Below are 26,179 nucleotides of genomic sequence, written 5' to 3'. Positions count from 1 at the left end.
GGGGCGGGGGCGGGGCTGGTCGCCTCGGCGGTGGCGGTGGCGGTGGCGGGGCTGATGGCGGTGGGCGCGGCTATCGGCTGCGGGGCGGACACCCCGGGAGCTTAACCGGCGCGGGGCGGGCGCGGGGAGGACGTCTCAGGAGACGGGGCGGCGCAGCCGCTTGAGCAGGGCGATGTCGGCGGAGTGGCGGGCGCCCTCGACCCGGGCGGGGTCGTGGCGGCCGTCCGGGGTCTCGATGATCAGCGGGACGCCCTCGGTGGCCGGGTGCGCGAGCAGTGCCTCGAACGCGGCCGCGCCGATGTGGCCCGCGCCGATGTTCTCGTGGCGGTCCTTGCGGGCGCCCGCGACGTCCTGCGAGTCGTTGGCGTGGATCAGCCGCAGCCGGCCGGGGCCGACCGCCCGGTGCAGGGCGTCGAAGAGTTCCTCGACCCCGTCCGGTGCGGCCAGGTCGTGCCCGGCGGCGAAGGCGTGGCAGGTGTCCAGGCAGACGCCGACCAGCGGGTGGCGGTCGAGGGCCTCCAGGTAGGCGGCGAGGTCGTCCATCCGGGAGCAGAGCGAACTGCCCTGACCCGCGGTCGGCTCCAGCAGCAGCCACGGGGCGTCGGCGCCGTACCGGTCGAGGCCGTCCAGGATCGGTAGCACCTGCTCGCGGACCTGGGCGAGCGCCTCCGCCCGGGTGCCGCAGAGCGCGGACCCGGTGTGCACGACCGCCCCCAGGGCGCCGATCGCGGCCGAGCGGTGCAGCGAGTGCGTCAGCGACTCGGCGGAGCGCTCCCGGGTCGCGGCCGAGTCGGAGCCGAAGTTGATCAGGTACGGCGCGTGCACGTACGCCGGGACGCCCCGCTCGGCGCAGGCCGCCCGGAAGGCCAGGTCGTGCGCGGGGCTCCCGGCCGGAGTGGCCCACCCGCGCGGATTGGCGACGAACACCTGCACCGCCTCCGCCCCGACCTTCTCGGCGTAGGCCAGCCCCGTCCCGACCAGCCCCTTCCCGGCGACGGGAACGTGGGCACCGATCGGGTTGCGCGGGGCGAAATCCATGCCCAGGAGCATCGCACGCCAGGACGGAAGCGCAGACCACCAGGGTCGGCGCCCACCCGGGGCGCTGCGCCGCCGACGCCCCGGGGCCGGCGGGACGAGTCGGCGGGACGAGCCGATGGGACTGGGCGCCGACCGTGAAGCCGCGGCGGGCGGGGAGGAGGGCAAGCCGGTCCGTACGGTCGTCCGGGAGGTCCGTGAAGCGGTGTGCGTGCACACGCTGTCCCGTACGGCTCTGCCGGTCGCCGGACCGGAGTCGACCGGCGGGCGCGGCGGTTCCTGCGGTCCGGCGGCACCCGGTGGGGCGTTCGGACGGGACGTGCCGGGGACGGGGAGGAGGGGAAGGTGCCGAGGGGCGCGGGAATGGATTTCCCGCGCCCCTCGACGGACGTCCGTCCGCCCATTGTCCGGCGTCCGTCAGTGGGTCGGCTCCAGGGAGCCGTAGGTTGCGACGGGGGCGTCGACCGGCTTGCGGTGCCGCATCGCCGTCGCGAAGGGGATCAGGGCGGCGGCCAGCAGCGTGACCGCGATGAAGGAGACGGTCAGCGAACTGGCCTGTGCGATGCCGCCGACCACGGCCGGGGCCACCAGCCCGGAGGTGTAGGTGATGGTGGCGACACCGGCGATGGACTGGCTCGGGTTGCTGCCCGCCCGGCCCGCGGCGGCGAACGCGAGCGGGACGACCACGGCGATGCCGATGCCGATCAGGGCGAAGCCCGGAATGGCCACGTACGGGCTGCTCGCGAACACCACCAGCAGGCCGCCCGCGGTGGCGACCACGCCGCTCAGTCGGACGGCGCGCACCGGGCCGAGCCGACGGACGACCGCGTCACCAGCCAGGCGGGCCGCGGCCATGGTCGCGGCGAAGGCGGTGAAGCAGGCAGCAGCGACGGAGGAGGAGGCGCCGGTGATGTCGCGGAGGTAGACCCCGCTCCAGTCCATCGACGCGCCCTCGGCGAACACCGCGCAGAACCCGACCAGGCCGATGACCAGCGCTTCCTTCGGCGGCAGGGCGAACCGCGGCGGGGCCTCCTCACCGGCGGTCGGTCGGACGTCCAGCACCCCGAGGGAGACCACCTGGGCGAGCACCACCAGGATCGCGGCGGTCACCGCGTACTGGACGCGGGCGTCCACGTGCTGATGGGCGGCCAGGACACCGAAGGCGGAGGCCACCAGACCGCCGACGCTCCACATGCCGTGCAGACCGGACATGATCGACCGGCCGAGCCGTTCCTCGACCTCGACGCCCTGCGCGTTCATCGCGACGTCCGACATGCCCGCCGTGGCGCCGTAGAGGAACAGGGCCAGGCAGAACACCACCAGGTGCGGGGAGAGCGCGGGCAGCGCCAGCGACAGGCACCACAAGGTCAGCAGCCCCTGCAGCGCCGTCCGGGCGCCCAGGCGGTGCACGATCCGGCCGGCCAGCGGCATCGCCACCGACGCGCCGAAGGCCGGGAACACCAGAGCGAGGCCGAGCTGGCCCGGGCTCAGATCGAGGTGGTCCTTGATCCACGGGATGCGGGTGACGAAGGTGCCGGTGACGGCGCCGTGGACGGCGAAGACCAGCGCCACGCTCATCCTCGCGCGCTGGACGTCCTTGAGAGTCTCGCCCATGCTGGGCTCCCCCTTGAGGTCGGTCGGATGGCAATAAACTATCAGGGACCCTGCCTGATAGAAACCTCTGGAAGGATGCAGGCTCATGACGACCGCTCGCACCGCCACGCCGAGCACCGCCCGGGCCATCAATGACCGGCTCGCCCTCGACCTGCTGCTCGAACGGGGCCCGCTCACCGCATCCGACCTGCGCACACTCACCGGGCTCTCCCGGCCCACCGTCGCAGACCTGCTGGAGCGGCTCCAACGCAGCGGCCTGGTCGCCCACGCGGGCGAGAGCGCCGCACTGCGCCGCGGCCCCAACGCCCGCCTGTACGGCCTGGTCGCCGACCGCGCCCACCTCGCCGGGATCGACATCCGCTCCACCGGCGTCAGCCTGGTGGTCGCGGACCTGACCGGCCGGACCCTCGGCACGGCCACCATCGCCGCCTCCGACTCTGCCCCCGACACGGGCACGGGTACTGGGGCGGGTGTTGCGACGGGCGTCAAGGAGGACGTCGAGACCGGGGCCGGGGCGGACGACGGCGACCTGCTGGTGAAGCGGACCGTCGAGACGCTGCTCGCCACCGCGGCCGAGGCCGGGGCGGCGGAGTTGCACACCGTGGCCGTCGGCGCACCGGGCTTGGTCGACCCGATGACGGGCATGCTCAACAACTCCGGCAAGCTGCCCGAATGGCACACCAAGCTGCTCACCGCCCTGCGGTCGCGTCCCGGCACGGAGGTGATCCTGGAGAACGAGGTGAACCTGGCCGGGATCGCCGAACACCGCATCGGCGCGGCCCAGGGCCGCCGGGACTTCGCGCTGATCTGGCTCGGACACGGCGTCGGCGCCTCCGTGGTGCTGGACGGACGCCTGCGTCGCGGGGCCTCCGGCGGCACCGGGGAGATCGGCTTCCTGCCCGTGCCCGGGACCATCAGGCTCCCCGACTCCAAGAAGTGCGACGGCGGCTTCCACTCCATGGTGTCGAGCGCGGCCATCTGCGAACTCGCTGCTCGCCACGGGCTCACGACCGGGCCAGTGGCCGGGGCCGGGGGCAGGGGCAGGGGCAGGGGCGCCAGTGCGGCCGAGGAGCAGGAACCCGCGGCCGCGGCCGTGGTCCGTCGGGCCGTCGAGACCGGCGCCGACGACTTCCTGGACGAGCTGGCGCTGCGGATCGCCCTCGGAGCCTCCTCGATCTGCGTCGTGATCGACCCGGGCTGCGTGGTGCTGGGCGGTGAGATCGGGCAGGCCGGAGGCCCGGAGCTGGCCGAGCGGGTGGAACTGCACCTCTCCCGCCTCTCCCCGCTCGCCACCGAAGTGCGGGCGGGCGCCGCAGGCGGCGGCGCCGTCCTGGCCGGTGCGGTGCTGACCGCGGGGGACGCGGCGCGGCAGGAACTGTTCGGCGGAGACTGACGGCGCAGCCCTCAGCTCCCCGGCCCGCAGCGCACCGTGCCGAGTGCCGCGGCCGAGGACTGCCGTCGACGCCCCGTCAGCCGTGTCGAACCGTCGCCCTACCCGTCGGCGCCGTGCCACTGTGCGGCACCCGTTCCGCCGTCGAGCGGTGCGTTCCGCTGCGGTGGCGGTCCGTTCCCCGTGCAGGTGGCTGCCTGTCGGCCGGTGGTGGGGTGTGCATGGGGACGAGCACCGGTACGGCAGGATGGCGGGGTCCGCCAGTCCGTTCTTGAATCGCCCGGGAGCCGCATCGATGGTCATGTCCGACCGGCCCGTCCACCCGTACCGCATCGGCGAGGCTGCCTCGATGCTCGGGGTGAGCGCCGACACCATGCGGCGGTGGGTGGACGCGGGCCGGCTGCCGGCGATGCGTGACGAGCACGGCCACCGGATCATCGCCGGGGCGGAGCTCGCGGCCTTCGCCCGGGAACTGGCCCGTCCGGAGAACAACGAGGTGGAGGGGCGCTCGTCGGCCCGGAACCGGTTCCCCGGGATCGTGACCGCAGTCGTCCTGGGGGACGTCGCCGCACAGGTGGAGATCCAGGCCGGCCCGTTCCGGGTGGTCTCCCTGATCAGCCGCGACTCGGCCGAAGAACTCGGCCTCGTCCCCGGAGCACCCGCCACCGCGGTGATCAAGTCGACCAACGTCGTGGTCGAGCGGCGCTGAGGCCGGGCCCGGCCGTACCCTCCTCGTCCTGCCCCCGGAGCCGGTCCGACCCGGAGCGGCTCCGCTGCCCGGCTGTCCGGGCGGTACCGGTGGCCGGGAGCGGGAGGCGAACTGACGCCGCCTAGGATGCGGAGGCCCGCGGCCGAGCGGTGGCGAGGCGGCCAGTGCTGTGAGTATCCCGACCGTGTGAGAGGACGATTCCGTTGAAGAGCCGCGTGCGCGCCGTTGCCCACCGTGGCGACCCCTACCTGCACCGCGAGAACACCCTGCCTGCGGTCAGGGCGGCCCTCGCCGCAGGAGCCGACGTCGTCGAGGTCGACGTCCAGCTCACCCGGGACGGGGTGCCCGTGCTGCTGCACGACCACACCCTCGAGCGCCTGTGGAACGACCAGCGCCGGATCGACCGCGTGACGCTCGATCAACTGGAGGAAGTGGCCGTCTCCGGGATCCGGATCCCCACCCTCGCCGAGGCCCTGCAGGCCGTTGCCGCCGCGGACGGCGCGAGGCTGATGATCGACCTGGACGAAGCCCGCCCCGCTGCTGCTACCTGGCAGGTCGTCAGCGATCTCGGGGCAGCGGACCGGGTTGCCTTCTGCGGACCGGTCGCCGCCATGCTCGCGGTGCGCGAACTGGCTCCCGAAGCGGAGATCTCCCTGACCTGGAACCGCCTCCAACTGCCCAAGCAGCGGTTGCTCGCCGAACTGCGCCCCAGCTACCTCAACCCGCCCTTCGGCCTGGTCGACGAACGGCTGGTGGACTCCGTCCACGATGCCGGGATGGGCCTGGCGACCTGGACGGTGGACCTGCGCCGCACCATGCGGCGGATGCTCGCCCTCGGCGTGGATTCGTTGACCTCCAACCGCATCGCACTGCTGCGCCGGACGATCGACCAGCATCAGGCCTGAACCACCGGGAGCGGGGCGGTCGACCCGGGCGCCACGCCACGCCCACAGCCCTTCCCTGCCGGTGGGACCGTCATCTGTTGGAATAAACCGATCATGGTGGTGCGTCGGCTGCGGAGGTGGCGGTGACGGCAGAGGGCTCCCCGAATCCGCAGGACCCGGGCGACCGCCCAGACCCCTCCACGCCCACGAAGGGCGGAGACGGGGGAGGAACCGGAACAGGGCGACAAGGAACATCAAGTGGGGATCCCTCCTCGGGGAGTGGTGCCGCGTCAGGAACGGTCTCCGTGACGAGCGCGACCGGTGGGGACCCGGACGACCGGAGGCCGTCCCAACTGCTCCCGGTGCCGGTCCGGTCCGCCGCGGCCTGGTCGGCCGCGGTGATCCTCTTCATCACCGTCGCCGCATTCGTCGTCTTCGTGGTGGTGGAACTGCGGGCCGCGACGATCCCGATGGTGATCGCGCTGCTGGCCACGGCTCTGCTCTACCCGGTGATGCCCTGGCTGGTGCGCCGGGGCGTCAAACGAGGTGCTGCCGCCGGGCTGACCTGCACGATCCTGGTGCTGGCGGTCACCGGGGGGATCGCACTACTGGTCAATTCCCTGGTGAACAGCGCGCCGCAGATCGCTTCAGGACTCCAGCAGGCGGGCGACCGCATCGCCTCCTGGCTGGGTCCGCTCGGAGACAAGATCCAGTACGCGCTGAAGGAGAGCTCCGGCTCAGGGAGCACCCTGGTGGACTCGCTGGCCAACGGCGTCTTGTCCGGGCTGGGACTGGTCACCCAACTGCTGACCGGAGGAGTGCTCTCCCTCGCGCTGGTCTTCTTCTTCCTCCGGGACGGGCACCGCTTCGGCGACGCGATGCGCGAGCTGATTCCCGGTCGGCACTCCGAGACGGTGATCGCGTGCGGTCAGCAGGCGTTCACCGCGATGGCGGGCTTCATGCGGGGCACCACCCTGATCGCACTGATCGATGCCACGTTCATCTCCATCGGGCTGCTGGTCCTGGGAGTTCCGGGCGCGGCCGGGCTCGGCGCGCTCGTCTTCATGGGTGCCTACATCCCTTTCGTCGGTGCCTTCCTCTCGGGAACGGTGGCCGTGCTGGTGGCCCTGGCGAACGGCGGGTTGGGTACTGCTCTGTGGGCCCTCGGGGTGGTGCTGGCGGTGCAGGCGATCGAGGGGAACATCCTGCAGCCCCTCATCCAGAGCCGGACCGTCGAGCTCCACCCGGCCACCATCATGATCGCGGTGGTGGCCGGATCCGGGATCGCCGGAATCATCGGTGCCCTGCTCGCCGTGCCCGTCAGTGCCGCCGGACTCGGTGTGGTCTCCGTCCTCCGGGGCACCGCAGGGAGCCCGGACCTGCTGGGCGGCCGTCGAAAGCGCCACCGGATCGAGTCCTGAGCAATCGCGGACCCCGGCCCGTCGAACCTCGTTCCTGCGGCCCCGTACCGGGGCCTTCGGGCGGAGGGTCAGGGGGCGGGGAAATACGCGGTCGTCCAGCGGTCCAACTCGGCGAACACCTCGGCCCGGACCGGGTCGGCCGACAGGATCAGGTCGTGCAGGCCGCCCTCGATCCGGACGGTGGTGACGTGGCGGCCGAGACGCGGTGCGAGTGCGGCGATGTCGTCGGTGCGCAGTACCGCATCGGTGCGGGTCAGGGCCGGGTCCCACCGGTTGGTGACGGTGGAGGCGGTCGAGGCCATCAGCAGGACCGGGCAGTCGATCGGGAGCCCGCGGCGCACCTGTCGGTGGCCGCGTTGGATCGCCGCCAGCCATCCGGCGAACAGCGGGAAGCCCTCGGCCGGCTTCAGGGCCAGGTCGAACTCCCAACTACCGCGGTGGCTGCGGTGGAGGCTGTGGACGTAGTGCGGGTTGAGCGGTGCGGGCAGCCTCCGAGTGGGTGCGGCCCGCCCGATGGCGTCGAGCGCGGGAGCACCGAGAGTCCGTACGGCCAGGGCTGCAGGCATCGAGAGGAAGGGACTGTTGAGGAACAGGCCGTCCACCAACCCGTGCCCCGCCCGACGGGCAGCCCACAGGGCAGCCACCAGTCCGCCCGTCGAGTGTCCGTTCACCAGGAGCCGGGTGTGGCCGTCGAGCTCCCGGATGATCCGGACCGCTTCGTCCAACTCCTCGTCGTACGCGACGAGGTCCCTGACGAAGTTGGGGGAGTGGTGCGGACGGAGCGACCTGCCGTACTTGCGGAGGTCCAACGCGTAGAAGGAGAAACCTGCAGTCGTGAAGTGGTCCGCCAGGTGGGTCTGGAAGAAGTAGTCGTTGTAGCCGTGCAGGTACAGCACGGCCTGACGGGACCCCTCGACCAGCCGACGGACCAGGGTCGCGCTGACCTCCCCCTCCTCGTCCGGGAGCAGCGGAAGCTCCGCCGCCTCGTACGGGGCACCTAGGATGTCTTCACGGAATTCCACGCCAGCCACATCCATTTCCCGCTCCGTCGCGTCGTCCGGGCCCATCCCGGGCGGTACCACCTCGGCGACCATACCGGTCGGTAGCCGCCTTCGTTTGGGAAGACTGCCCTGAGGGGGCCTAAGCTGCCCGCATGGCTGTCCCTTCGTCGATCGTTCTTCGCCCCGGCACCTCACGGAGGCCGGCCCGATGAGCGGCATCGCTGCCGACGGCTCGGAACCGCGACCGGTGGAGCGCCGGGTGGCGCTGGGAACCGCCAAACTGATGCCCGACATCGACCTCGACGGTGGCTGGCTGCTCACCCTCGACGGGACTCCGCAGTCGTACGTCGACCTTCAGGACCCGACGCACCTCGAGTTCGAGTACGTGCAGCGGATCGCGCACCTGCTGGACGTGGTCGCCAGCCCGGGCGAGCCGTTGGACGTGCTGCACCTGGGCGGTGGCGGGCTCACCCTGCCCCGCTACCTGGCGGAGACCCGGCCGGGCTCGCAGCAGCAGGTGGTCGAACTGGACGGCCCGCTGACCGAGTTCGTCGCCGAGCACCTCCCCTGGCCGTCCGGCATCGACGTGACGGTGGGGGACGCCCGGGCTGCGCTCGCGGCCGTGGCGCCCGCCAGCGTCGACGTGGTGGTGGCCGACGTGTTCCGGGGCTCGCGGACACCGGCGCACCTCACCAGCGTCGAGTTCGTGAGGCTGGCAGCCGCAGTGCTCCGCCCCGGGGGCTGCTACGCGGCGAACCTGGCGGACGGCCCGCCGCTCGCCTTCGCCAAGGCCCAGACCGCCACGGTCGCGGACGTGTTCGCCCACGTCTGCCTGGTGGCCGAGCCCGCGGTGCTGCGGGGGCGGCGCTACGGGAACGTGCTGCTGATCGGTTCCGACGTGCCACTCCCCACCGGGGAGTTGACCCGACTGCTGGCCTCCGATCCGTTCCCCGCCAGGCTGACGGAAACGCCGGAGCGGGCGGCAGAACCGATCACGGATGCGACGGCCGAGGACTCGCCACCCCCTCCCAGCGGAGCCTTTTCGCTGGGCTGAGGCAGCTCGACCGGGCAGTGGGGTGCTGTGCTGGAAGTCGTACCTGATGGGAGGTTCTCCTCTCGGGTGCGGGTCAGGTGGCGGAGAAGACCAACCGGCGGGTGCCGTCGCGGTAGCCGACCAACTCGAGGGCGGCGACCGCGGGGTGGTTCGAGAGGTCGGTTTCGGCTCGGATCACATCGGCCCGGGTTTCGGCAGCCAGGATCCGGGTGCTCTCGGCGAGGATCTCTGCCGCGAAACCCCGGCCCCGGAACTCGGGCAGGACCCCGAGGTATCCGACCACCGGCACGACGGAGTTGTGCGAGGGGATGGCGAAGCCGACGACCTGCCCCGCTGCGGTTCGAGCTATTCGCCACCAGGAGCGTCGGCCGCGCATCTCCCAGTGGTGGAACGCGACCTCGCTCCGGGCGTGCGTCTCCGCGCCGACGAGCAGTGCCTCGCGGATGGACATCACGTCCAGGCTCCTCGGCAGGGACCGGCGGAAGAGGTCGACGAAGACTTCGTCGTCCGGCTCCGGGGCGAAGGACAGCCGGTCCGACAGGGCGGGAACGGGCCGGTCCGTCGGCCGCTCGAATCGGAGCCGTTCGGCGGTGAGGCGTAGACCGGCAGCTTCGGCGGCCCTGCGGCGCCAGGCGACCGAAGCGGCGACCTCTGGGCGGTCACGCCAGTCGGACGGCAGGAAGAGGTGGTAGTCGGGTGCCGGGACCAGCCCGTCGGCGGCGAACACCTGGTGGGCGGCCGTGAGCAGGGCGGCCGCGACTGCACTGCGCGGGTCGGTGATCGGCCGGGCCGGGGAGAGCGTTCCCCGACGGGAGCCGCTGGGAGCCCAGATCGGATCGGAGCGGGCGAACAGGGCGTCCAGATTGCTCGGATGGACGTCGGCGGGGCTGCCCCACCAGATGGCGACGGCCAAAGGCGCCTGGCCGGGAGTGGGTTCCGCCACCCAGATCCAGCCGGGGCGGTACTCGCCGTCGGCCAGGCGGGCGCGGACCGTGTCTGCCGAGACCGCGGTGGACGGGTCGGGCCGAACCTGGGCCAGTACGGAGTTGAGTTCCTGCAGGACGATCGGACGGAAGATCACAGTGCCTCCGGAGAAGGGAACGGGAGACGCTGAACCCGATCGTGGTGGTCCGCCGCAACTAGTGTGCGGGAGGGGACCAGCGGCAAAGACCGGCGATCGGGAGCGCCACGGGACGGCTGCGGATTATCGGAACCATCGCGGAACTCCTCTCGGAACAAGGCGCTGCGAGAACTCGGACGGGCAGCAGTGGGACCGCGTCCGCTGCCATCGATGGCCAAAGAGTAGGAGGACCGGCGGATCGCCTGCAAATTATTATTTCGGGCGGTGATTCTCCGGCCATGTCGGCGGGTGCCACCGACCGCCTCGTACGCGTACCGGCGGGTCTTCCCGGTCCTCGCGGCCCCTGAACTTCGGCCTCGTCGACGGCTTTGCGGGCATGTGAAGAGCTGCCGTGACAGGCGTGCGCCCGGGTGGTCCGCAGGGGCGCGGACCACCCGGGCGCAGGTTACGCACAATCGCCCGAAAGAGCGGATGCGTGGATTCTGAGTCCAGGGACGATTATTCGAACCGCGTGGCGGCAATGGAGAGGGCAGCGGCGGAAAGTCGGGAGGGGAGGAGGGCGAGCCGTGGTGTGAAGAGGAAGAAGGAAGCGGCGAGACCGTGCGACCGGTGGCCGCCGCGGAGTTTCGAGAGTTCGCGGCCCGTCAATGCCCTCAGGCCCGGCCGACCAGCGCGAAACCGGCGCCGGTGACAGCGGAGCGGATCTGGTCGTCCTGGAGGGGCTCGGTGGATTCGATGGTCACCCGGCCGGCCTTCGCGTCGGCGGTGACGTTGGTGACTCCGCTCAGTGCGGTCAATCCGGCGGTGACGGTCCGCTCGCAGTGGCCGCAGCTCATTCCCTCGACAGTGAAGACAGCAGTGGTGGACATGGATACCTCCGTTGAACGGGCAGGACTGGTCGGGCGACCGCGCAGGGCCGTGGGACGCCGTCCAGCACAACGCACCCGATCGGGGAGCGGCATCGGGACACGCCGAGGGATGCCCCCAACGAGTGGCGCCCTGAAAGGGAGTTCACCACGGTCCGGGCGCTGGTGGCCGGCGGGGACGGGGCAGGGCGGGTGTCCGTCGGCCGGCCGGGCTGCTGCCCTCGTCGCCCCGGCGGTCACCAGGATTTCGGATCAAACCTTGACAAGGGTGGAGGAATTTCATTTGTTGAATTCTTAAAAATGTCCCGCTACGGTCGGCCGCATCGATATCCCCGGTGGCCGGTGGACGGTCCCCGGTGCAGCAGGAGGGGGAGCCGTGATGGGGGACTCTGTGGCGACGGCCGAGCAGCGGAAACCCGCGCCCGCATCGTTGGATGCTTCGGCCGGGCGGTTCGCCGTCTCCATTCTGCTCGGCCTGCTGGCCGGGCTGGTGTTGCAGGCGTGGACGGTGGCTTTCCTGGGCCGGCTCGGTCCCGAGGCGCTCTACGTCCGTTCGGTGTATACACCCGTCGGTTACCTCGTGCTGGCGGTGACGGAGGGGCTGGTGGTGGCCACCCAGGTTTCCGCCGGGATTGCCGCCCGGAACGGCCGGAGCCGGGACGCGCTCAGGTCCGTACCGACGTTCTTCGCCGTGGGCGCGGGGTTGCTGGTGCTGCAAGCCGTTGTTGCGCTGGTGGCGTCCGGCCCGATCCTGACCGCTCTCGGGGCGGCCCCCGAAGCCCGGCACACGGTACTGGTCTTCATCGTGACTCTCGCCCTGGCCAGCGTGCCCGGGCTGATCCCCTACCTCGGGACGGGGGTGCTGCGCGGCCTGGGCCACACCGGCCCGGCCGCCTGGCTCGGAGTGGTGTTCACCGTGCTGTCCATCGCCGGAACGGTCGTGCTCCACGCGGTCACGGGGCTCGGTGTGCTGGCGGTGCCGATCGGGGGACTGCCCGCCACCGTGATCGTCGGTGCGGCCGTCGCGGCCGTCCTCCGGAAGAAGCAGGTCACCCGGCCCCTACTGGTCGGTGACCGGACGGCAGCGCGCGAACTCCTGAGCCTCGGTGCGCCGGTGGCGGGCACCTTCCTGCTGCTGTCCACGGTGACCTTCGGCTATCTGCGGGTGCTGCACGAGGCAGGGCCGACCGAGGTCGCGGGATTCTCCCTCGGACAGATGGTCGTCGGCCTGCTGATGGTCGTCGCGATGGCCGTCGGCTCGGGCGCGGCGATCGCCGTCACCCTGCAGCCGGGCGAGAGCCGACGGGCTCTCAACCACACCGGTCTGATCACCGCCTTGCGGCTCTCCCCCCCCCCGTACCTGCTGCTCGGCGCGGCGACGTTGCTCCTGAGGGGGCCGATCACCGAAGCCCTCACCACGGACCGGGCCGCGGCTCCCGTCGCAGCCGGGTACTTCGCCTGGGTCGCCCCCACCCTCGTGTTCTTCGGCGGTTCGCTCGCACTGCTCAGCTACCTGGAACAGATCGGCCGCGCGGGAGTGGCCTTCCTGCTGAACGTCGTGTACTTCGCGGTGATGCTGGCCGCCGCGTTCCTCATACCCGGGCCCGTGGACGCAGGAGACCTGGCGAAGTTGATGGCAGCGGGCAACGTCATCGGATTCGTCAGCCTGTGGTTCAGCGCCCGCTACCTCGTCCTGCGCCGATGACGCGTTGAGGTCGCGGCGGCAGCGATGCGGCACCGCGGACGGTGCAGCCCCAGTTCGACGGGCGCGGCCAGGAGGGAGAGGGGCCGTGGGCTGCATCCGGGCGGCGCCGGTACGGCAGGTCAGTTCCCAGTCAAGTCACCGGGCACGAGGGAGAAGACGAACAGGTCCACGCGGCCGCCATGGACGTAACCGGCGTTCCGGAGGATGCCCTCCCGCTGGAACCCGGCCTTCTCGGCGACCCGTTGGGAAGCGGTGTTGCCGGTGGCGGCGAACAACTGCAGCCGTTGGAAGCCCTGCTCGCCCAGCAGCCATTCGCCGAGGGCCCGGGTCGCCTCGGCCGTCACCCCGCGGCCGCGGGCCCACGGCGCGCTCCAGTAACCGACCTCGCTCACCCGGGCCGGCCAATCGGTCTTCTTGAGTCCGACCGTCCCGAGCAGTTGTCCCGAACCGGCGTCGGTGACGGCGAAGTGGATGCCGTCACCGGACGTACGCAGACGGTGGGACACCTCGGTGCACCACGACGTCGCGTGCTCGATGGTGTAGGGGGAGGGCAGCGGAAGCCACTGCTGGGTCAGTTCGTCCGAGCAGGCGATCCTGGTGTCGTCCGCGTCCTTCGAGGTGAAGGGTCGGAGCAGCAACCGATCGGTGTGCAGAACGGTTTCGGGAAAGACGGGTGGCACGTGGAACTCCCGGTGGCAGCCGGAACCGGCGGGTTCGGGCGCCCAGTGTGTCGGTGAGTCGAAGTTTCGAATGTGTCCTGACGCTGGATCGTCGGCAGGCGGCCTGCTGTCGTGAGTCCGCAGACCGCGGCAGCGCCCGTGGCCGCCCACCCTACTGGGTGCGGAAAGCCGACTTCCACCGAGGACGAACCAGTGCCCCGTACCGTCGAATCCAACGTCCGGCAGGGTGGTTTCCAGTACCGTGGCAGCCGAGAGCCGGTGCGGAGAGAGCGGGGACGATCGGCGTGGTGGACGACGCGGAGACCTCGGCGATGCGGGTCGGCAACACGATGTCGGGCACCGTGCAGGGCACTTCGATGCAGGTCGGAAGCGTCCACGGGGGCATCGCCTTCCACTACGCGGCAGCCCCGACCGCCGGCACCAGGCCCGACCAGGTGCCGAAGCCGCCCCGCCGCTTCGTCAACCGCCGCGCCGACCTGGCCCGCCTGGACGGACTGCGCGCCGAAGGAGCGAGCGCCGTGCTCAACGGCATGCCCGGCATCGGCAAGACCTCCACGCTCTACCGCTGGGCGCACGACAACCAGCAGCATTTCCCGGACGGCCAACTCTTCGTCGACTTCGCCAAACTGCGCTCCACCACCGGCGCGGACCTGTCCGAGGCGCTCGTGATGTGCCTGCGCGCCCTCGGAGTGCCCGAGGAACGGATCGGCAGTGGAACGGCCGAACTGGAGAGCGCCTTCCGTAGCGAATCCGCGAAACGGCGACTTCTGGTGGTGCTCGACGAAGTCACCGAACCCGGCCACGTACGGAGCCTGATCCCCAAGGGCGAAGGCAGCATCGTCCTGGCCACCTCGAAGCGGAGGCTCGGCGAACTCGTCCTGGACGACGTCGAACTGGTCGAACTCGACGTCTTCGACCCGGCCGCGGCCAAGGAACTCCTCGGCGAGCTCTGCGGACGTGCGGCTGTCGACGCCGATCCCCGTTCCGCGGAGCGCCTCGCCGAACTCTGCGGCGGACTCCCGATCGCGCTGCGCATCGCCGCCGCCCGCCTGCACAGCGACCGGCTCACCCTCGCCCAACTGGCCGACGAACTCGCCGACGAGCGTCAACGCCTCGGCCGACTCACCGTCCAAGGGGCCGACACCACCGGCGTCTCCGCGACCCTGCACCTCGCCTACCGGGACCAGAGCAAACCCGCGGCACGGCTGTACCGCGTTCTGGGCGACCTGCCCGGAGTCAGTTTCGACTCCGGCGTCGTCGCCGCGGCGGCCGCGCTCGACACCGCTGCCAGCACCAGGCTGCTGGCCGACCTCGTCGACGCGCACCTCGTCCACCGCACCGACGACGGGCGCTACCAGCTGCACAGCCTGGTACGACTGCACGCGCAGGAGACCGCGAGGGAGACCGACCCGCCGGAGACCGAGCGGCAGATCGTCCAGCGCGTGACCACCCACTACCTGGCGCTCACCACCCTCGCCGACCTGACCGTCCGGGCCGATCGGCTGCGCATCCTCGAACTCGACGAGGTACTGCACCAGCCGGCGGACCGAATCGACGCAACGGTGCGCCGCTCGCCCTTCGCCGCCTCCGAGGCACCCGGCCGGGACGCGATCGGATGGCTGGAGGCCGAACGGCCGAACCTGATGGCGGTGCTGCGCGCGGCGGTCCGGTTCGGTTTCGACCGCCAGGCGTGGCAGCTCGCCGAAGTCCTGACCGTGCTGTTCCTGCACCACCGCCACCTCGCCGACTGGCGCGAATCCCTCACCCTCGGCGCGGACGCTGCCCACCGCGACCACCACCCCGCAGCCGAGGCGCGCCTGCGCAGCATGCTCTCCCGCCCGCTGCTGGACCTGCGGCAGGACGACCGGGCGCTGGCGGAACTGGAGGCCGCGATCGCACTGGCGGACGGCTCAGGGCACCCGGTGCTGCCAGGTTCGGTCCGCGAGCTCCTCGGACGCTACTGGGACAGACGGGACCCGGAACGGGCGGCCGCTGTCTACCGGGAGTCGCTGGAGATCAACGAACGGGCCGGAGAAGCGCGCGGCGCGGCCCTCGCCAGGTACTTCCTCGGACGGGCGCTGCTGGTGGCTGCCGAGGAGACGGACGAGGCGGAGCGGCAACTGCGGGCCGTGTACGAGGAGTTCCTCGGCCTCGTCGGGAAGGACGGGGAGCCGGCGCCGGACCGGCGGATGGCCGCCCGGGCCCTGGCCGACCTGGGGCGCGCTCAGGCGCGGTGCGGCGCGGAGCAGGAAGCTCGGGCGACGCTCGGGCGGGCGATCGAAGAACTCGAGGAACAGCAGGCGTTCCACTACCAGGGGGAGGCGCTCGAAGCGCTTGTGGAACTGGTCGAGGACGACGGCGAACGGCGACGGCTGCTCGAACGGGCCCTGAAGATCCACCGGAAGAGCGGAAATCCGCGGGCGGCGGAAATCCAGGCACGGCTTGAGGGATGAAACCCGGGAACTGCCCGTTCACGGGGAAATCGTGTTGATGGTGGACAGCAGGATCAACCAGTCGGGATTCGAGAAATGTCCAATTGGTTGGTTTGGTATCCATTTCTCCTTAATGGGGTGTCGGCTCAGTGAGGCTCGGGCACCTTCTGGATCGTCAGCTCGCGGCAGTGCGAGCCCAGGTCCAGCAGGAGGGCGGAATGATCGAGCAGTTCGGGTCGGAGCTTGACGCGCAGCGCGCTGTAGAACGCGGCGGCAGCAGGTCCGGGAGCCAGCAGCCCTCCGTCGGCGGGGCGGACTGCGAACCGGGGTCCGTCCAGCAGGTCGACGAGGACGCCGTCGGGCAGCGGCACCGCGACCAGGCGAGCGCTGTAGTGGGCGCGGAGTTCGGCGATCCGGCGGTGGGCCGAGCCGGACGATGCGGACGGACGCTGACAGACCAGGACGGAGGCACTGTCGGTCAGATGCGTGTCAGGCTCCTCGGCATCGCTCGCGAGGTGCCAGAACACGTTGTCCGCCTCCTCGCCGGGCTCGCTCACCGAGGCCGGGTAGCGGCGCACCGAGACGCGGAAGGGCGGGGCGTCAGAGGAAGCGAGAGCCGTCTCCACGTGGAAGGAGGTGGCCGGCCACGCCTCGCTCCGAGATACGGGCGGGAAGGCCCTCGGTCGCCCGTTCGTGCCCGGAGGCGGGTCCAGTTCCAGCAGTTGGTACAGCAGTTGGCGAAGCTTCGGAAAGGCCGACCCCTGTTCCGCGAAAGCGCGGGCGGTGACGGCTGCGAGCAGTTCGGGACGGTGTTCGGAGAGCGCCGCGTCGATCTGCGGACGCAGTGGCGCGGACCGGTCGAGCAGTGGCGCGGACCGGTGGAGCAGGTGCCCGGCCGTACCGGGCACGGCCTCCTCCCCGAAGGCCGCCAACAGGACGGGCTTGCCGAGCGCGGCTCCGTAGAGGGTCACCGAACCGTGGTCACCGACCACGACGTCGGAGGCGGTCAGTGCCTGCTGCCAGCCCTCCGTCGGATCGATCAGCAGGGCACCGGCAGCCAGCGCTGCACGCTCCACTACCCGTACCTGCCACGCCCCGTGACCGGACCAGACATTCGGATGCAGCACCAGGGCGAGCCGGTACTCGTCCGCGGGGAGTGCCGCCAGCAGCCTGGCGGGAAGGTCGGGGCAGCGGCCGATCAGCGAACCGGTGCCCCAGGTGGAGGAGAGGAAGACCAACCGCTGGCCGGGCTCCACCCCGAGGGAGGCACGGTAGCGCTCCCGCCAGCGCAGACCTGCGCGCAACCGGTCCAGGCACGGGTCGCCCACCAGTACGGTCCGGTCGACGGTGGCCGGATGAGCAGCGGCGAGCTGGCGTTCCTGATCGGGGTGCGACACGGCGAGCCAAGCCCGACGGGCGGTCAGCAGCTCGTCCGAGACCAGACCGGAGAGCCGCGTGCCCGAAGAGGCCGAGTCCGGAACGAACTTCTGGAAACCCACACCGTGCGGAAGGACGAGCACCGGATAGTCGCCGACCGGAACACCGATGTTCTCGCTCGCCGAAATCATCAGATCGGGCTTCGCCTCGCCGAGTTGATCCCACGGCAGAGTGCGACAGCGCAACGAACGGAGCAGCTCCGGAACGCCTTCGCCAAAGGCGGAAGTGGGGTCATGGGCGAACACGACCGTCAACCGGGGGTCGTCACCCACCAGATCCGGCAGGACCTCCAGGACGCGGACGAGGGAGGTCACCGTCCGGGCCGCGACCGCCACGGTGCGCTCGCTGTCGAAGGTGCGCCAGCGCCAAGCGTCCGGACCGACCGGGACGAGGATGCGCCTATCGAAGTCCACCGGACACCTCGGTTCGCGGTTCGCGGTTCGCGGTTCGCGGTTCGCGGTTCGCGGTTCGCGGTTCGCGGTTCGCGGTTCGCGGTTCGCGGTTCGCGGTTCGCGGTGAGGATGGGTAGCGGATCGGAGGGGGTGTGACAAGGCATTCACCACCTGATTCTCCGGGGCCGTCGGTTTCCCCGTGAAGGCTACTGGAGGGTGGGAAAGGGCGGTGACGGGACTGGTGCGGGACGCGTCCGGAGAACGACAGTAGCGTCCGGGGGACGGTGCGGCAGAGAGGGATTGCATTGGTGCGGGTACGGGTGGCAGCAGCCCAGTTCGAGTGCGTCGAGGGTGACGTGGAGTCCAACGTGCGGCAGATCGCCGATCTGGCATTGGAAGCGCGGGAGGTCGGTAGCGCGGTGATGGTCTGTCCGGAGTTGGCGCTCACCGGATACGTGCCCGAGCTGATCGGTGCGGATCGCACCCTGTGGACCGAGGCGGAGGACGTGCGTCTCGACCCGCTGCGCGCCACGGGGATCACCGTCGTGGTGAACGGGGCGACAGCGGGGCCGGGCGGTCGGCCGCAGATCGTCAGCACCGTGTACGGTCCGGACGGCACCGTGGTGGCGGTGTACGCGAAGGAGCACCTGTACGAGAACGAGCAGGAGGTGTTCGAGCCGGGCAGAGGTGGCGGCCGCTTCTGGGCGGACGGCATCGGTTATTCGTTGGCGACGTGCTTCGACAACCACTTTCCCGAGGTGTCTGCGCGGAACGCAGCCGGGGGCTGCCGGATCCATCTCGCGAGTTCGCTCTACGGGACCGGAGGCGGGCGCGAGGAGCGCGTCACCGTTCACCCGGCGATCGCCAAGGCCACCGGGATGTACGTGGTGCTCGCCAACCACGTCGGCCCCGCCGGGCCGTGGACGGGCTGCGGAGGCAGCGCTGCGTGGGCACCCGACGGAGCCGTGATGGTCGAGGCCGACGAGAGCGGGCCCCGGCTGCTGGTGGCCGACCTGGAGGTGGAGATGAACGACTGAGACCTGGAGGCTCGGGGCGCCGGGCCCGGGCTCAGCGGTAGTCGTCGTCGGGCACTCGGTCGGCCAGGTCGTCGAGCACGGTGAACCGGACCGCCTCACGGAGCGGCTCGTCCGGTTCGGCGTCGTCGAACTCGGCCTCGCTGTCCTCGTCCGGGTACACCAGGTGCACGGCAGCCTCTTCTGCGGTCGCGGCACCGGCATCCGGGCCGACGTCGGTGCCCTCGGTGTCGATGCCGTCCTCGACCAGGCGACCGGCCCGCGGCGAAGGCCCGTCGGCCCAGCGGTCGTCGACCGCCTCGGGGCTGTCGTCGGGTTCCTCCTCCGCCAGCAGCTGGTCCAGGGACTCGCCGCGTTCGGCTTCCTCGGGGGTGGTGCCGTACGCGGTGGCGCCCCGGTAGCCGTCCGGTGGGATGACTCCGGTGTCGAGTGGGTCGTCGTCCAGCCGGTCCGTGAGCAGTGAGTCGGCAGGTTCGAGAACGCCGTCGTCCTCGGCGGGTTCCGGGTCCTGGGCGTCCCAGTCGGTCATGACAGCACCTGTCCTCGTCACTCGGGTGAGGTCACACGCAGTTTCTTCATGCTCGCCAGGGAGCGACCCGGCCCGCAACACGGCGCGGTGGCGAGGGCCTGGTGCGACAGCGGGAGGAGAGGCTCCCGGAGGCGGGGTGCGGGGGTGAGGAGGGAGTCGTGCAGGTGCCAGGGAATCCCGTCAGGAACCGTGCTGACGGGGCGGGAAAACGGCTCCGGGCGGCCGGGGCCTGGAGGGGATGGTGTGGGGTTTCGGTGTCAGGGTGACCTGGGTGGAGACGTCGGAGGGAAGGAGGCCGGTGGTCGGGGTTCGGGGCGTCAGGGTGGCACGGCATGATGGGGCTCATGGAACGTACGTGCTCTCGCCGGTTGGTGCGGTCGGGTCGGGTGTGCGGATGGGGCCTGCGGTGACGGGGCGGGCCGGTGGGGTGCCGGGGTTCGTCGGGCGGCGGCGCGAAGTGGCGTGGCTGGTGGAGGCACTGCGGTCCGCTCCGGCGGTGGTGCTGGTGGAGGGCGACGCCGGGGTCGGGAAGTCCGCGCTGGTCGGGCGGGCACTGGCGGAGTCCGGGGTGCCGCAGGAGCGGGTGCTGACCGGCCGGTGCCACCCGGTCGCCGCGCCGGCACCCTACGGCCCGCTGCTGGACGCGCTGCGGCGCAGCCGCCCGCTGCTGGCGGCCGCGGACCAGCTGCCCCCGAGCACCGGTGCGCTCCGGACGCGGCTCCCCGACCTGGCCGATCTGCTGCCGGAGGACGTCGCCGCGGCGGGGGACGACGAGCGGTACCGGCTGGTCCAGGGCCTGCGGGCACTGCTCGACGCGCTGGGCGAAGTGGTGCTGCTGGTCGAGGACGCCCAGTGGGCCGATCGGGCGACCAGGGAACTGCTGCTGCTACTGGCGAGGGACCCGCACCCAGGCCTGTCGCTGGTGGTGACCTACCGGGCGGAGGAACTGGCGGACGGAGCGTCCGTGCTGGGAGCCGCCTACCGCTGTCCGCCCGGAACCGCGGGCGGCTTGCTCCGGGTCGGCCCCCTGGAGCGGGCGGAGGTGCTGGACCTGGCCCGAGCACTCCTCGGCAGCAGCGCGAGCGGCCCGGCCGCGGGCCCCGCGGCCGGTACCGCGTCCGCGCTCGCCGCCCTGCTGCACGAACGCTCCGGAGGGCTCCCGGCCGGGATCGTCGAGGACCTGGCGTTCCTGCGCGAGGACGGCCGACGGGCGGACCCTGTCGCGGCCCTGGCCGGGGCGGACCTGGCGCGAGGCCTGCGGGACGCCGTGACCGAACGGCTGGCGGGCCTCGGCGCGCAGGCGCGGGCGGTCACCGAGACGGCCGCCGTGCTGGACGAGCCCGCCGGCGAGGAACTGATCGCCGAGGTCTCCGCGCTGCCCGCCGACCAGGTCTCCTCCGGCCTGGTGGAGGCCCTGCACGCAGCCGTGCTGGACGAGCCCGCCCCGGCCCGGTACGCGTTCCGATGGGAGCCCGCCCGACAGGTGGCGTACCGGCGGATACCGGGCCCGACCCGGTCCGCGTTGCACCGCCGGGCCATCGAGGCGCTGCGCACCAGGCAACCGCAGCCGCTCGCCCGGATCGCCGCCCACACCCTCGCCCTCGGCGACCGGGACGCCTGGCAGCAGGCCGCCGAAGCCGCAGCCGAACAGGCCGGAGAACAGGGCGACACCGCGGCGGCCGGGGCGTTGCTGCGCGAACTGCTCGCCGAGACCGACCTCGCCCCCGAACGTCGCGGACGGGCCGCCCGGGCACTGGCCGGGCTCGCCGCGAACGCCGCCTACGACGCCGCCAGCACCGACGTACTGGCCGACATCATCGCCGACCCCCGGCTGCCGGTCGCCGACCGCGGGGAGGTCCGGCTGACCCTCGGGCTGAGGGTGGCGGTCCAGGGCGGCGACCGGGACGGCTTCGCGCTGATCGAGCAGGCCGCCGACGAACTCATCGCAGAACGGCCCGCCCGCGCCGCCCGGGCCCTGGTCGCGCTCGCCATGAACGAACGCGACGGCGAGGGATCAGCCGCCTGGGAAAGGATGGCCAAAGCCGCCGCAGCCCTGGAGATCGAACCCGACGAGGAGGTCGCCGCCGCTTACCGCGCCACCCGGCTCACCTTCCAGGCCCGCGAGGGCGACCCCGAGCTGTGGCCCGAACTCGACCGGCTGCCGCGCGACGCCTCCAGCCCCGAACTCGTTCGGCAGACCACCCGGGCCCTGTTCAACGTCGGCGACATCGCCATGGAGACCGGCCACGACCAGCGGGCCGGACGGCTGCTCACCGAGAGCCGCGCCCTGGCCCGGCAGGCCGCGATCTCCTACCTGGAGTGCTACAGCCGGATCGGCCTGCTACGCCTCGACGGCCTGGCCGGGCGCTGGCAGGGGCTGGAGGAACGGTTCGAGGCACTCGGCACCGAGTACCCGGACGTGGCGATGGCCCGGGTCGAGCGCGCCATGCTGTTCGGGCGGATGGCCGCCTCGCGGGGCAGGCTGGCGGTGGCCCGGGCCGAGTTCGAGTCCGCCGCCAGGTACGGGGAGCGGGAGTCGCAGGTCACCGCGGCGATCAGGGCCGCCGCCGGGCTGGGCGCGGTGGAACTGGCGGAGCACGGTGCGGAGGCCGCCGCCGTCGTGCTGGGGCCCGCCGTCACGATCCTGCGCCAGGCCGGGGCGTGGGCCCGCGGCGGGGAGCTGTTGCCGATCGCCGTGGAAGTCGCGCGGGGCACCGGAGACGAGGGTGCGGCCCGGCACCTCACCGAAGAGGCCGCGGAGGCACTCGACGGGCTGGACGCGCCCGCTGCGCAGGCGGGGCTCCACCAGGCGCGCGGCGTCCTGCTGGACGGCACGGACCCGGGCGGTGCGATCGAGTCCTACCGCCAGGCACGGGACGCCTGGCGGAACATCGGCCGCCCCTACGAGGCCGCGAGGGCGGAGGAACGGCTGGCACGGGCGCTCGCGGACCGGGACCCGCAGACCGCGGCGGAGCGGCTGGCCGCCGCCGAAGCCACCTACACCACCCTGGGGGCGACCTCCGACGCGGCCCGCTGCCAGCACGTCCGGCGGGACTTGGGGCTGGGGCGGATGGCCTCGCCGGGGCGGCGGGGCTACGGCGAGGCGCTCTCGCCGCGCGAGCGGCAGGTGGCGGAGCTGGTGGGGCAGGGCGTCAGCAACCAGGACATCGCGCAGGCCCTGTTCCTGTCACCGCGTACGGTCGAGCACCACGTGGCCAGTGTGCTGCGGAAACTGGGAGTGGGGCGGAAGGAGGTGGCGGAGGCGCTCGCCGAGAGCGAGGGCTGACGGGCCCCGGGGCGGACACCCGGCAGGGCCGCCCCCACCGGGTTGCACCGGGCTGCAGCGGGGTGACGGCCGATCGGGCCGGACCGGCGGTTCAGCCCGAGCAGGGTCGGCGCGGCCCCGCAGCGCGGGCCGCAGTTCTTCCGGCGCGGTGATGACCGGTGCCTTCATCTGCCTCGCGGCGTCGGTGCGTTGACACACCGACACACCGCGCTGCTGGGGTGTTCCGGTTTGGCGGGTGGACGGGGCGGACCTTCCCGGGGAACCGCTCACGGACATCCTCGCTGTCAGTGGTGGAGGTCAGTGGTGGAGGTCAGTGGCGGAGGTCAGTGGTGGAGGGTGGCGCGGGCGGCGGTGGTGTCGATGCGGGCGCCGCGGCGGTGGCGGAGGGCCGGGTGGGCGTGCGCGGTGGCGGCGGCCGTGGTGAGGGCCTCGCCGTGGGTGAGGGCGCGGACGGCGAAGGTCTGCTCGCCACGGGCGCCGGTGGGGCTGCTGGTGGGCATGGTGACCAGCCAGAGCGGGAGGTGCGTCGCGAGGAGGAACCGCGGGGCGGGGGTCGGGGCGGGGGTCGGGACGGTGGCGGTGAGGGTCATGGTGGCGGCCTGGGTCAGGGGCGGGGGTGGTGGGCGAGCCGGGAGAGCCGGGAGAGGGTGGCGCGGCGGGTCTGGCGTTCGACGGTGCCGCGGCGCCGATCGGCCGCGGGCTGGTCGGCGAGGGCGGTGAAGTGCGCGCTGGCGTACAGGCGGAAGCGTTCGCGGCGGGTCATCCGGACCTCCGGGGCGAGGGTGGGAGGGAACGGGTACCAGCTAATCGGTGGGGGAGTGCGGTGATCAATGCGTAGTGGTACCCATCGCGGTGGGCGAAGGGTGGGTAGTGGCCGGGCAGGGGCGGGGGATACCCAGGGTTCGGCGCGGATGTTGGGTAGGGGATACGCATTGTTCGGTCCGCGGCGGCGGGGCTTTGCTTGGGGTGTTCCCGATGACGGCAGCCAGCCGGCCCCGGCCGCCCAGGAGGTTTCGATGACCCGCCGTGAACTCTTCCGCCGTTACGCCGCCGAGCACTTCACCGCCCCGGACGCGTCGGCCGACGGCCGGGCCCGCTGTCGGGGGCGGGGGGAGCGGCAGACCAGCCGCGCCCGGCTGGCCTCGCTGGCGCGGATCACCCCCCGGTACCCGGTGCCGACGGGGAGCGGCCCGCTGCCCGGTCGGCAGCGGGGCCTGGAACCGCTGTCCGCGGACGGTCCGCTCGTGCGGATCCCGGCGCAGCGGTCGTACGGGGGCCGCCCGGCCTCCCTGGACGGGTGAGGTCCAGCGGGCCCGGTCAGGGCCTGACGGCCCGGCGGCCCGGCGGCCCGGCGGCCCGGCGGCTCAGCGGATCAGGTGGCTCAGCGGATCAGGTGAGGGAGGAAGCGGGCGCCCTGGTGGGTGATGGGGCTGTCGTCCGTCTCGCGGATGCCCAGGCCGGCGGACTCGCCGTCGACGACCCAGGTGCCGAGGACGGGGCGGTTGCCGTCGAAGTCGGGCAGCGGGTGGTACTGCTGGTAGCAGTAGCCCTCGGCGCCGTAGCGGTCGGGGTCGCCGGCCCAGTCGGCGAGCCGGGTCTGGTGGCCGTCGGGTTCGATGATGCGGATGCCGGCGCCCTCCCGGCCGAGCAGCGGCTTGGCCGCGTAGCCGGGGCCGTCGGGGTCGGCGAGTTCGCGCGGGCCGTCGAGGTAGGCGGGCAGCAGGTTGGGGTGGCCCGGGTTGAGCTCCCACAGGACGGCGAGCAGGGCCTTGTTGGAGAGCAGCATCTTCCAGGCGGGCTCGATCCACAGGGTGGAGCCGGTGCTGCCGCCGAGGTCGATGGCGTTCAGCAGGTGGTCGGCGAACTCGTCGTCGACCAGCCACTCCCAGGGGTAGAGCTTGAACGCGGAGCGGATGAAGCGGTGCTCCAGGTCGACGAAGCGGCCGGACAGCTCGTCCCAGCCGATGTCCTCCATCGCGATGCCGATCGTCTGCAGGCCGGCCTGCTCGGCGCACTCCTGCAGGTAGAGGGTGGTGAGCCAGTCCTCACCCTCGGTGTCGCCGCGGGAGTGGGCGAAGTGGACGGGGCCGGGCGGCAGGAGGTGCTTCTGGCCGGCCCAGGAGTCGATCAGCCGCTCGTGCAGCGAGTTCCACTGGTCGGCCTCGGGGAAGCGCTCCTCCATCCAGAACCACTGCGGCCCGGCGGCCTCGATCAGCGAGGTCGGGGTGTCGGCGTTGTACTCGAAGAGCTTGGCGGGGCCGGTGCCGTCGTAGGCGAGGTCGAAGCGGCCGTACACGCTGGGCTGTTCGTCGCGGCGCCGCCAGGACTCGGCGACGACGGCGGCCAGGCGCGGGTCGGTGATGCCGAAGTCGGCGAAGCGGCCGGTGCGCACCACGTGCTCGGCGGCGGCCAGCGAGAGTTCGTGGAGCTCCTCGACGACCTCCTCCAGGGCCTCGACCTCGGGCAGCGAGAACTCGTAGTAGGCGCTCTCGTCCCAGTAGGCGTGCGGGCCGCCCTGGTTGCAGGGGTCGGAGCACATCGCGTAGACGAGGCCCTGGGACTCGACGGTGGCCAGCCAGTCGGGGCGCGGGGTGATGGTGTGGCGGCGCACGGGGTCAGCCCCCGCCCGAGCCGCTGCTGCTGCCCTTGGGGCAGCCGAAGCCGCCGCGCTTGGCGGCCGACTTGCTGAAGGTGCCGCCGCTGGCGGTGGTGGTGCCGTAGCCGCAGTAGTACCACTGGCCCGCGCCCGAGCCGCCCGCCGAGCAGGAGTGCGCGTCGAGGACCTTGAGGGTGCCCGGGTCGACGCAGCGGCTGGGCGTCTTGGTGGACGAGGAGCAGCCGGAGAGGGTCAGGGCGAGGGTGCCGACCATTCCCAGGGCGACGAAGCCCGAGCGGCGGCGGGAACCCGGCGTCGACCGGTCGGGTTCGCTGGTGGGAGGAGGCGGCGGTGTCATGGCGGATCATCGTACGCGTGCCGCCGAATGATAGGGGAGGTGCCCCGGGAAACTGACGTGACGCCAGGGGAATGGGATATCTTTTGCCGATCCTTGACCACGGCTGCGGCCCGCACGGCCGTCCGACCGACCCCCGGGAGCCCCCGCAGATGAACGACATACTCCACGGCCTCGGTGCGGCCGCGGTCTACGGCCTGGTCGGCCTGCTCCTGCTGCTGCTCGGCTACCTGCTGATCGACGTCCTCACACCGGGCAAGCTCGGGCGGCTGATCTGGGCCGAGGGCAACCGCAACGCTGCCGTGCTGCTCAGCTCGGCGCTGCTCGGCGTCGGCGGCATCGTGTACACCGCGATCCGGTACACCTACGAGGACTTCGGCAAGGGCCTGCTGTCCACCCTGTGCTTCGGCGTCCTCGGCCTGCTGCTGATGGCGCTCGCGTTCTGGCTGCTCGACCTGCTCACCCCCGGGCGGCTCGGCGCGATCCTGGTCTCCACCGAGCCGCACCCGGCGGTGTGGGTGTCGGCCAGTTGCAACCTGGCCGCCGCCGCGATCGTGGCCGCCTCGATCGCCTGACGGCCCGAGCAGGAGGACGGCCCCGAGCAGGAGGACCGTCCGACCGGCAGGACCGTCCGACCGGCAGGACCGTCTGAGCAGCAGGACCGTCCGACCGGTAGGA

Annotated in this window: 23 protein-coding genes; 11 read left to right on the top strand and 12 right to left on the bottom strand. The window is 72.2% G+C overall.

From position 1 onward, the window contains the following. Nucleotides 1-135 precede the first annotated feature (135 nt). Nucleotides 136-1,038: a deoxyribonuclease IV gene (locus tag OO57_RS32715; protein WP_033256387.1), complete on the bottom strand. Its 903-nt coding sequence runs from the start codon at nt 1,036-1,038 to the stop codon at nt 136-138. Nucleotides 1,039-1,452: 414 nt separating this feature from the next. Further along, on the bottom strand, nt 1,453-2,649 hold the full coding sequence (locus OO57_RS32710) for an MFS transporter (RefSeq protein ID WP_033256371.1): 1,197 nt from the start codon (nt 2,647-2,649) through the stop codon (nt 1,453-1,455). Nucleotides 2,650-2,734: 85 nt separating this feature from the next. Here OO57_RS32710 and OO57_RS32705 point away from each other — a divergent pair, with 85 nt between their 5' ends. The 4 genes from OO57_RS32705 to OO57_RS32690 all read left to right on the top strand — a co-directional run bounded on the left by OO57_RS32705 (nt 2,735) and on the right by OO57_RS32690 (nt 7,053). Continuing rightward, on the top strand, nt 2,735-4,042 hold the full coding sequence (locus OO57_RS32705; RefSeq protein WP_033256370.1) for an ROK family transcriptional regulator: 1,308 nt from the start codon (nt 2,735-2,737) through the stop codon (nt 4,040-4,042). 292 nt (nt 4,043-4,334) lie between these two features. Then, nucleotides 4,335-4,748, top strand: coding sequence for a TOBE domain-containing protein (locus tag OO57_RS32700; protein ID WP_033256369.1), 414 nt, complete (start codon nt 4,335-4,337; stop codon nt 4,746-4,748). A gap of 203 nt (nt 4,749-4,951) precedes the next feature. Next, nucleotides 4,952-5,653, top strand: a complete 702-nt coding sequence (locus OO57_RS32695) for a glycerophosphodiester phosphodiesterase (protein ID WP_324606812.1) — start codon at nt 4,952-4,954, stop codon at nt 5,651-5,653. Nucleotides 5,654-6,030: 377 nt separating this feature from the next. Beyond that, nucleotides 6,031-7,053, top strand: coding sequence for an AI-2E family transporter (locus OO57_RS32690; RefSeq protein WP_234337607.1), 1,023 nt, complete (start codon nt 6,031-6,033; stop codon nt 7,051-7,053). A 68-nt stretch (nt 7,054-7,121) separates the two neighbouring features. Here the strand turns inward: OO57_RS32690 and OO57_RS32685 are convergent, their stop codons facing one another. Next, nucleotides 7,122-8,075 carry an alpha/beta hydrolase gene (locus OO57_RS32685; protein WP_234337606.1) on the bottom strand — a complete coding sequence of 318 codons (954 nt, stop codon included), beginning with the start codon at nt 8,073-8,075 and terminating at the stop codon, nt 7,122-7,124. A gap of 187 nt (nt 8,076-8,262) precedes the next feature. On the opposite strand from OO57_RS32685, the gene OO57_RS32680 reads away from it, so the two are divergent. Next, nucleotides 8,263-9,108 carry a spermidine synthase gene (locus OO57_RS32680; RefSeq protein ID WP_051778545.1) on the top strand — a complete coding sequence of 282 codons (846 nt, stop codon included), beginning with the start codon at nt 8,263-8,265 and terminating at the stop codon, nt 9,106-9,108. Nucleotides 9,109-9,181: 73 nt separating this feature from the next. Here the strand turns inward: OO57_RS32680 and OO57_RS32675 are convergent, their stop codons facing one another. Together OO57_RS32675 and OO57_RS32670 are read right to left on the bottom strand one after the other, a co-directional pair. Next, a complete protein-coding gene (locus OO57_RS32675) occupies nt 9,182-10,189 on the bottom strand; it encodes a GNAT family N-acetyltransferase (RefSeq protein WP_051778544.1) in 1,008 nt (335 codons plus the stop codon). 653 nt (nt 10,190-10,842) lie between these two features. Further along, nucleotides 10,843-11,058, bottom strand: coding sequence for a heavy-metal-associated domain-containing protein (locus OO57_RS32670; protein WP_033256367.1), 216 nt, complete (start codon nt 11,056-11,058; stop codon nt 10,843-10,845). A gap of 376 nt (nt 11,059-11,434) precedes the next feature. Here OO57_RS32670 and OO57_RS32665 point away from each other — a divergent pair, with 376 nt between their 5' ends. Then, nucleotides 11,435-12,760, top strand: coding sequence for an MATE family efflux transporter (locus OO57_RS32665; RefSeq protein WP_158715306.1), 1,326 nt, complete (start codon nt 11,435-11,437; stop codon nt 12,758-12,760). 119 nt (nt 12,761-12,879) lie between these two features. On the opposite strand, the gene OO57_RS32660 is transcribed toward OO57_RS32665, so the two are convergent. Next, complete coding sequence (locus tag OO57_RS32660; protein WP_033256365.1) at nt 12,880-13,440, bottom strand: GNAT family N-acetyltransferase; 561 nt, start codon at nt 13,438-13,440, stop codon at nt 12,880-12,882. 287 nt (nt 13,441-13,727) lie between these two features. Here OO57_RS32660 and OO57_RS32655 point away from each other — a divergent pair, with 287 nt between their 5' ends. Further along, a complete protein-coding gene (locus tag OO57_RS32655) occupies nt 13,728-15,893 on the top strand; it encodes an NB-ARC domain-containing protein (protein WP_234337605.1) in 2,166 nt (721 codons plus the stop codon). Between the two features lie 125 nt (nt 15,894-16,018). Here OO57_RS32655 and OO57_RS32650 read toward each other — a convergent pair whose 3' ends face one another. Beyond that, nucleotides 16,019-17,722, bottom strand: a complete 1,704-nt coding sequence (locus tag OO57_RS32650; RefSeq protein ID WP_033256364.1) for a hypothetical protein — start codon at nt 17,720-17,722, stop codon at nt 16,019-16,021. A 299-nt stretch (nt 17,723-18,021) separates the two neighbouring features. On the opposite strand from OO57_RS32650, the gene OO57_RS32645 reads away from it, so the two are divergent. Continuing rightward, nucleotides 18,022-18,738: a carbon-nitrogen hydrolase family protein gene (locus OO57_RS32645; RefSeq protein WP_081974126.1), complete on the top strand. Its 717-nt coding sequence runs from the start codon at nt 18,022-18,024 to the stop codon at nt 18,736-18,738. A gap of 31 nt (nt 18,739-18,769) precedes the next feature. On the opposite strand, the gene OO57_RS32640 is transcribed toward OO57_RS32645, so the two are convergent. Then, nucleotides 18,770-19,264 carry a DUF5709 domain-containing protein gene (locus OO57_RS32640; protein WP_063737690.1) on the bottom strand — a complete coding sequence of 165 codons (495 nt, stop codon included), beginning with the start codon at nt 19,262-19,264 and terminating at the stop codon, nt 18,770-18,772. A 238-nt stretch (nt 19,265-19,502) separates the two neighbouring features. Between OO57_RS32640 and OO57_RS32635 the strand changes: the two genes are divergently transcribed. Further along, entirely contained in the window at nt 19,503-22,550 is a 3,048-nt protein-coding gene (locus tag OO57_RS32635; RefSeq protein WP_418909933.1) for an AAA family ATPase, read from the top strand. A 323-nt stretch (nt 22,551-22,873) separates the two neighbouring features. Here the strand turns inward: OO57_RS32635 and OO57_RS32630 are convergent, their stop codons facing one another. After that, complete coding sequence (locus tag OO57_RS32630) at nt 22,874-23,140, bottom strand: hypothetical protein (RefSeq protein WP_033256362.1); 267 nt, start codon at nt 23,138-23,140, stop codon at nt 22,874-22,876. A 14-nt stretch (nt 23,141-23,154) separates the two neighbouring features. Continuing rightward, nucleotides 23,155-23,313 carry a hypothetical protein gene (locus tag OO57_RS44310; protein WP_158715305.1) on the bottom strand — a complete coding sequence of 53 codons (159 nt, stop codon included), beginning with the start codon at nt 23,311-23,313 and terminating at the stop codon, nt 23,155-23,157. Between the two features lie 253 nt (nt 23,314-23,566). Here OO57_RS44310 and OO57_RS32625 point away from each other — a divergent pair, with 253 nt between their 5' ends. Next, on the top strand, nt 23,567-23,851 hold the full coding sequence (locus OO57_RS32625; protein ID WP_033256361.1) for a hypothetical protein: 285 nt from the start codon (nt 23,567-23,569) through the stop codon (nt 23,849-23,851). 80 nt (nt 23,852-23,931) lie between these two features. Here OO57_RS32625 and OO57_RS32620 read toward each other — a convergent pair whose 3' ends face one another. Both OO57_RS32620 and OO57_RS32615 read right to left on the bottom strand, forming a co-directional pair. Then, the gene (locus tag OO57_RS32620) at nt 23,932-25,161 is read right to left on the bottom strand and encodes a glutathionylspermidine synthase family protein (protein WP_033256360.1); all 1,230 of its coding nucleotides are present in this window, start codon (nt 25,159-25,161) and stop codon (nt 23,932-23,934) included. 4 nt (nt 25,162-25,165) lie between these two features. Beyond that, nucleotides 25,166-25,504: a hypothetical protein gene (locus tag OO57_RS32615; RefSeq protein ID WP_063737688.1), complete on the bottom strand. Its 339-nt coding sequence runs from the start codon at nt 25,502-25,504 to the stop codon at nt 25,166-25,168. A gap of 149 nt (nt 25,505-25,653) precedes the next feature. On the opposite strand from OO57_RS32615, the gene OO57_RS32610 reads away from it, so the two are divergent. Continuing rightward, nucleotides 25,654-26,076, top strand: a complete 423-nt coding sequence (locus OO57_RS32610; RefSeq protein WP_033256358.1) for a DUF350 domain-containing protein — start codon at nt 25,654-25,656, stop codon at nt 26,074-26,076. The last annotated feature ends 103 nt before the right edge of the window (nt 26,077-26,179 follow it).

This window comes from Kitasatospora phosalacinea, assembly GCF_000717185.1.
In the GTDB taxonomy this organism is placed as follows: Bacteria; Actinomycetota; Actinomycetes; order Streptomycetales; family Streptomycetaceae; genus Kitasatospora; species Kitasatospora phosalacinea_A.
This window is presented reverse-complemented; position numbering and strand designations above follow the sequence as displayed.

Coding starts and splice junctions, on each gene's coding strand:
- OO57_RS32610 (WP_033256358.1), top strand. CDS start 25,654: ATGAACGACATACTCCACGGCCTCGGTGCGGCCGCGGTCTACGGCCTG.
- OO57_RS32625 (WP_033256361.1), top strand. CDS start 23,567: ATGACCCGCCGTGAACTCTTCCGCCGTTACGCCGCCGAGCACTTCACC.
- OO57_RS32710 (WP_033256371.1), bottom strand. CDS start 2,649: ATGGGCGAGACTCTCAAGGACGTCCAGCGCGCGAGGATGAGCGTGGCG.
- OO57_RS32615 (WP_063737688.1), bottom strand. CDS start 25,504: ATGACACCGCCGCCTCCTCCCACCAGCGAACCCGACCGGTCGACGCCG.
- OO57_RS32665 (WP_158715306.1), top strand. CDS start 11,435: ATGGGGGACTCTGTGGCGACGGCCGAGCAGCGGAAACCCGCGCCCGCA.
- OO57_RS32705 (WP_033256370.1), top strand. CDS start 2,735: ATGACGACCGCTCGCACCGCCACGCCGAGCACCGCCCGGGCCATCAAT.
- OO57_RS32700 (WP_033256369.1), top strand. CDS start 4,335: ATGGTCATGTCCGACCGGCCCGTCCACCCGTACCGCATCGGCGAGGCT.
- OO57_RS32670 (WP_033256367.1), bottom strand. CDS start 11,058: ATGTCCACCACTGCTGTCTTCACTGTCGAGGGAATGAGCTGCGGCCAC.
- OO57_RS32630 (WP_033256362.1), bottom strand. CDS start 23,140: ATGACCCTCACCGCCACCGTCCCGACCCCCGCCCCGACCCCCGCCCCG.
- OO57_RS32715 (WP_033256387.1), bottom strand. CDS start 1,038: ATGGATTTCGCCCCGCGCAACCCGATCGGTGCCCACGTTCCCGTCGCC.
- OO57_RS32635 (WP_418909933.1), top strand. CDS start 19,503: ATGGTGTGGGGTTTCGGTGTCAGGGTGACCTGGGTGGAGACGTCGGAG.
- OO57_RS32680 (WP_051778545.1), top strand. CDS start 8,263: ATGAGCGGCATCGCTGCCGACGGCTCGGAACCGCGACCGGTGGAGCGC.
- OO57_RS44310 (WP_158715305.1), bottom strand. CDS start 23,313: ATGACCCGCCGCGAACGCTTCCGCCTGTACGCCAGCGCGCACTTCACC.
- OO57_RS32640 (WP_063737690.1), bottom strand. CDS start 19,264: ATGACCGACTGGGACGCCCAGGACCCGGAACCCGCCGAGGACGACGGC.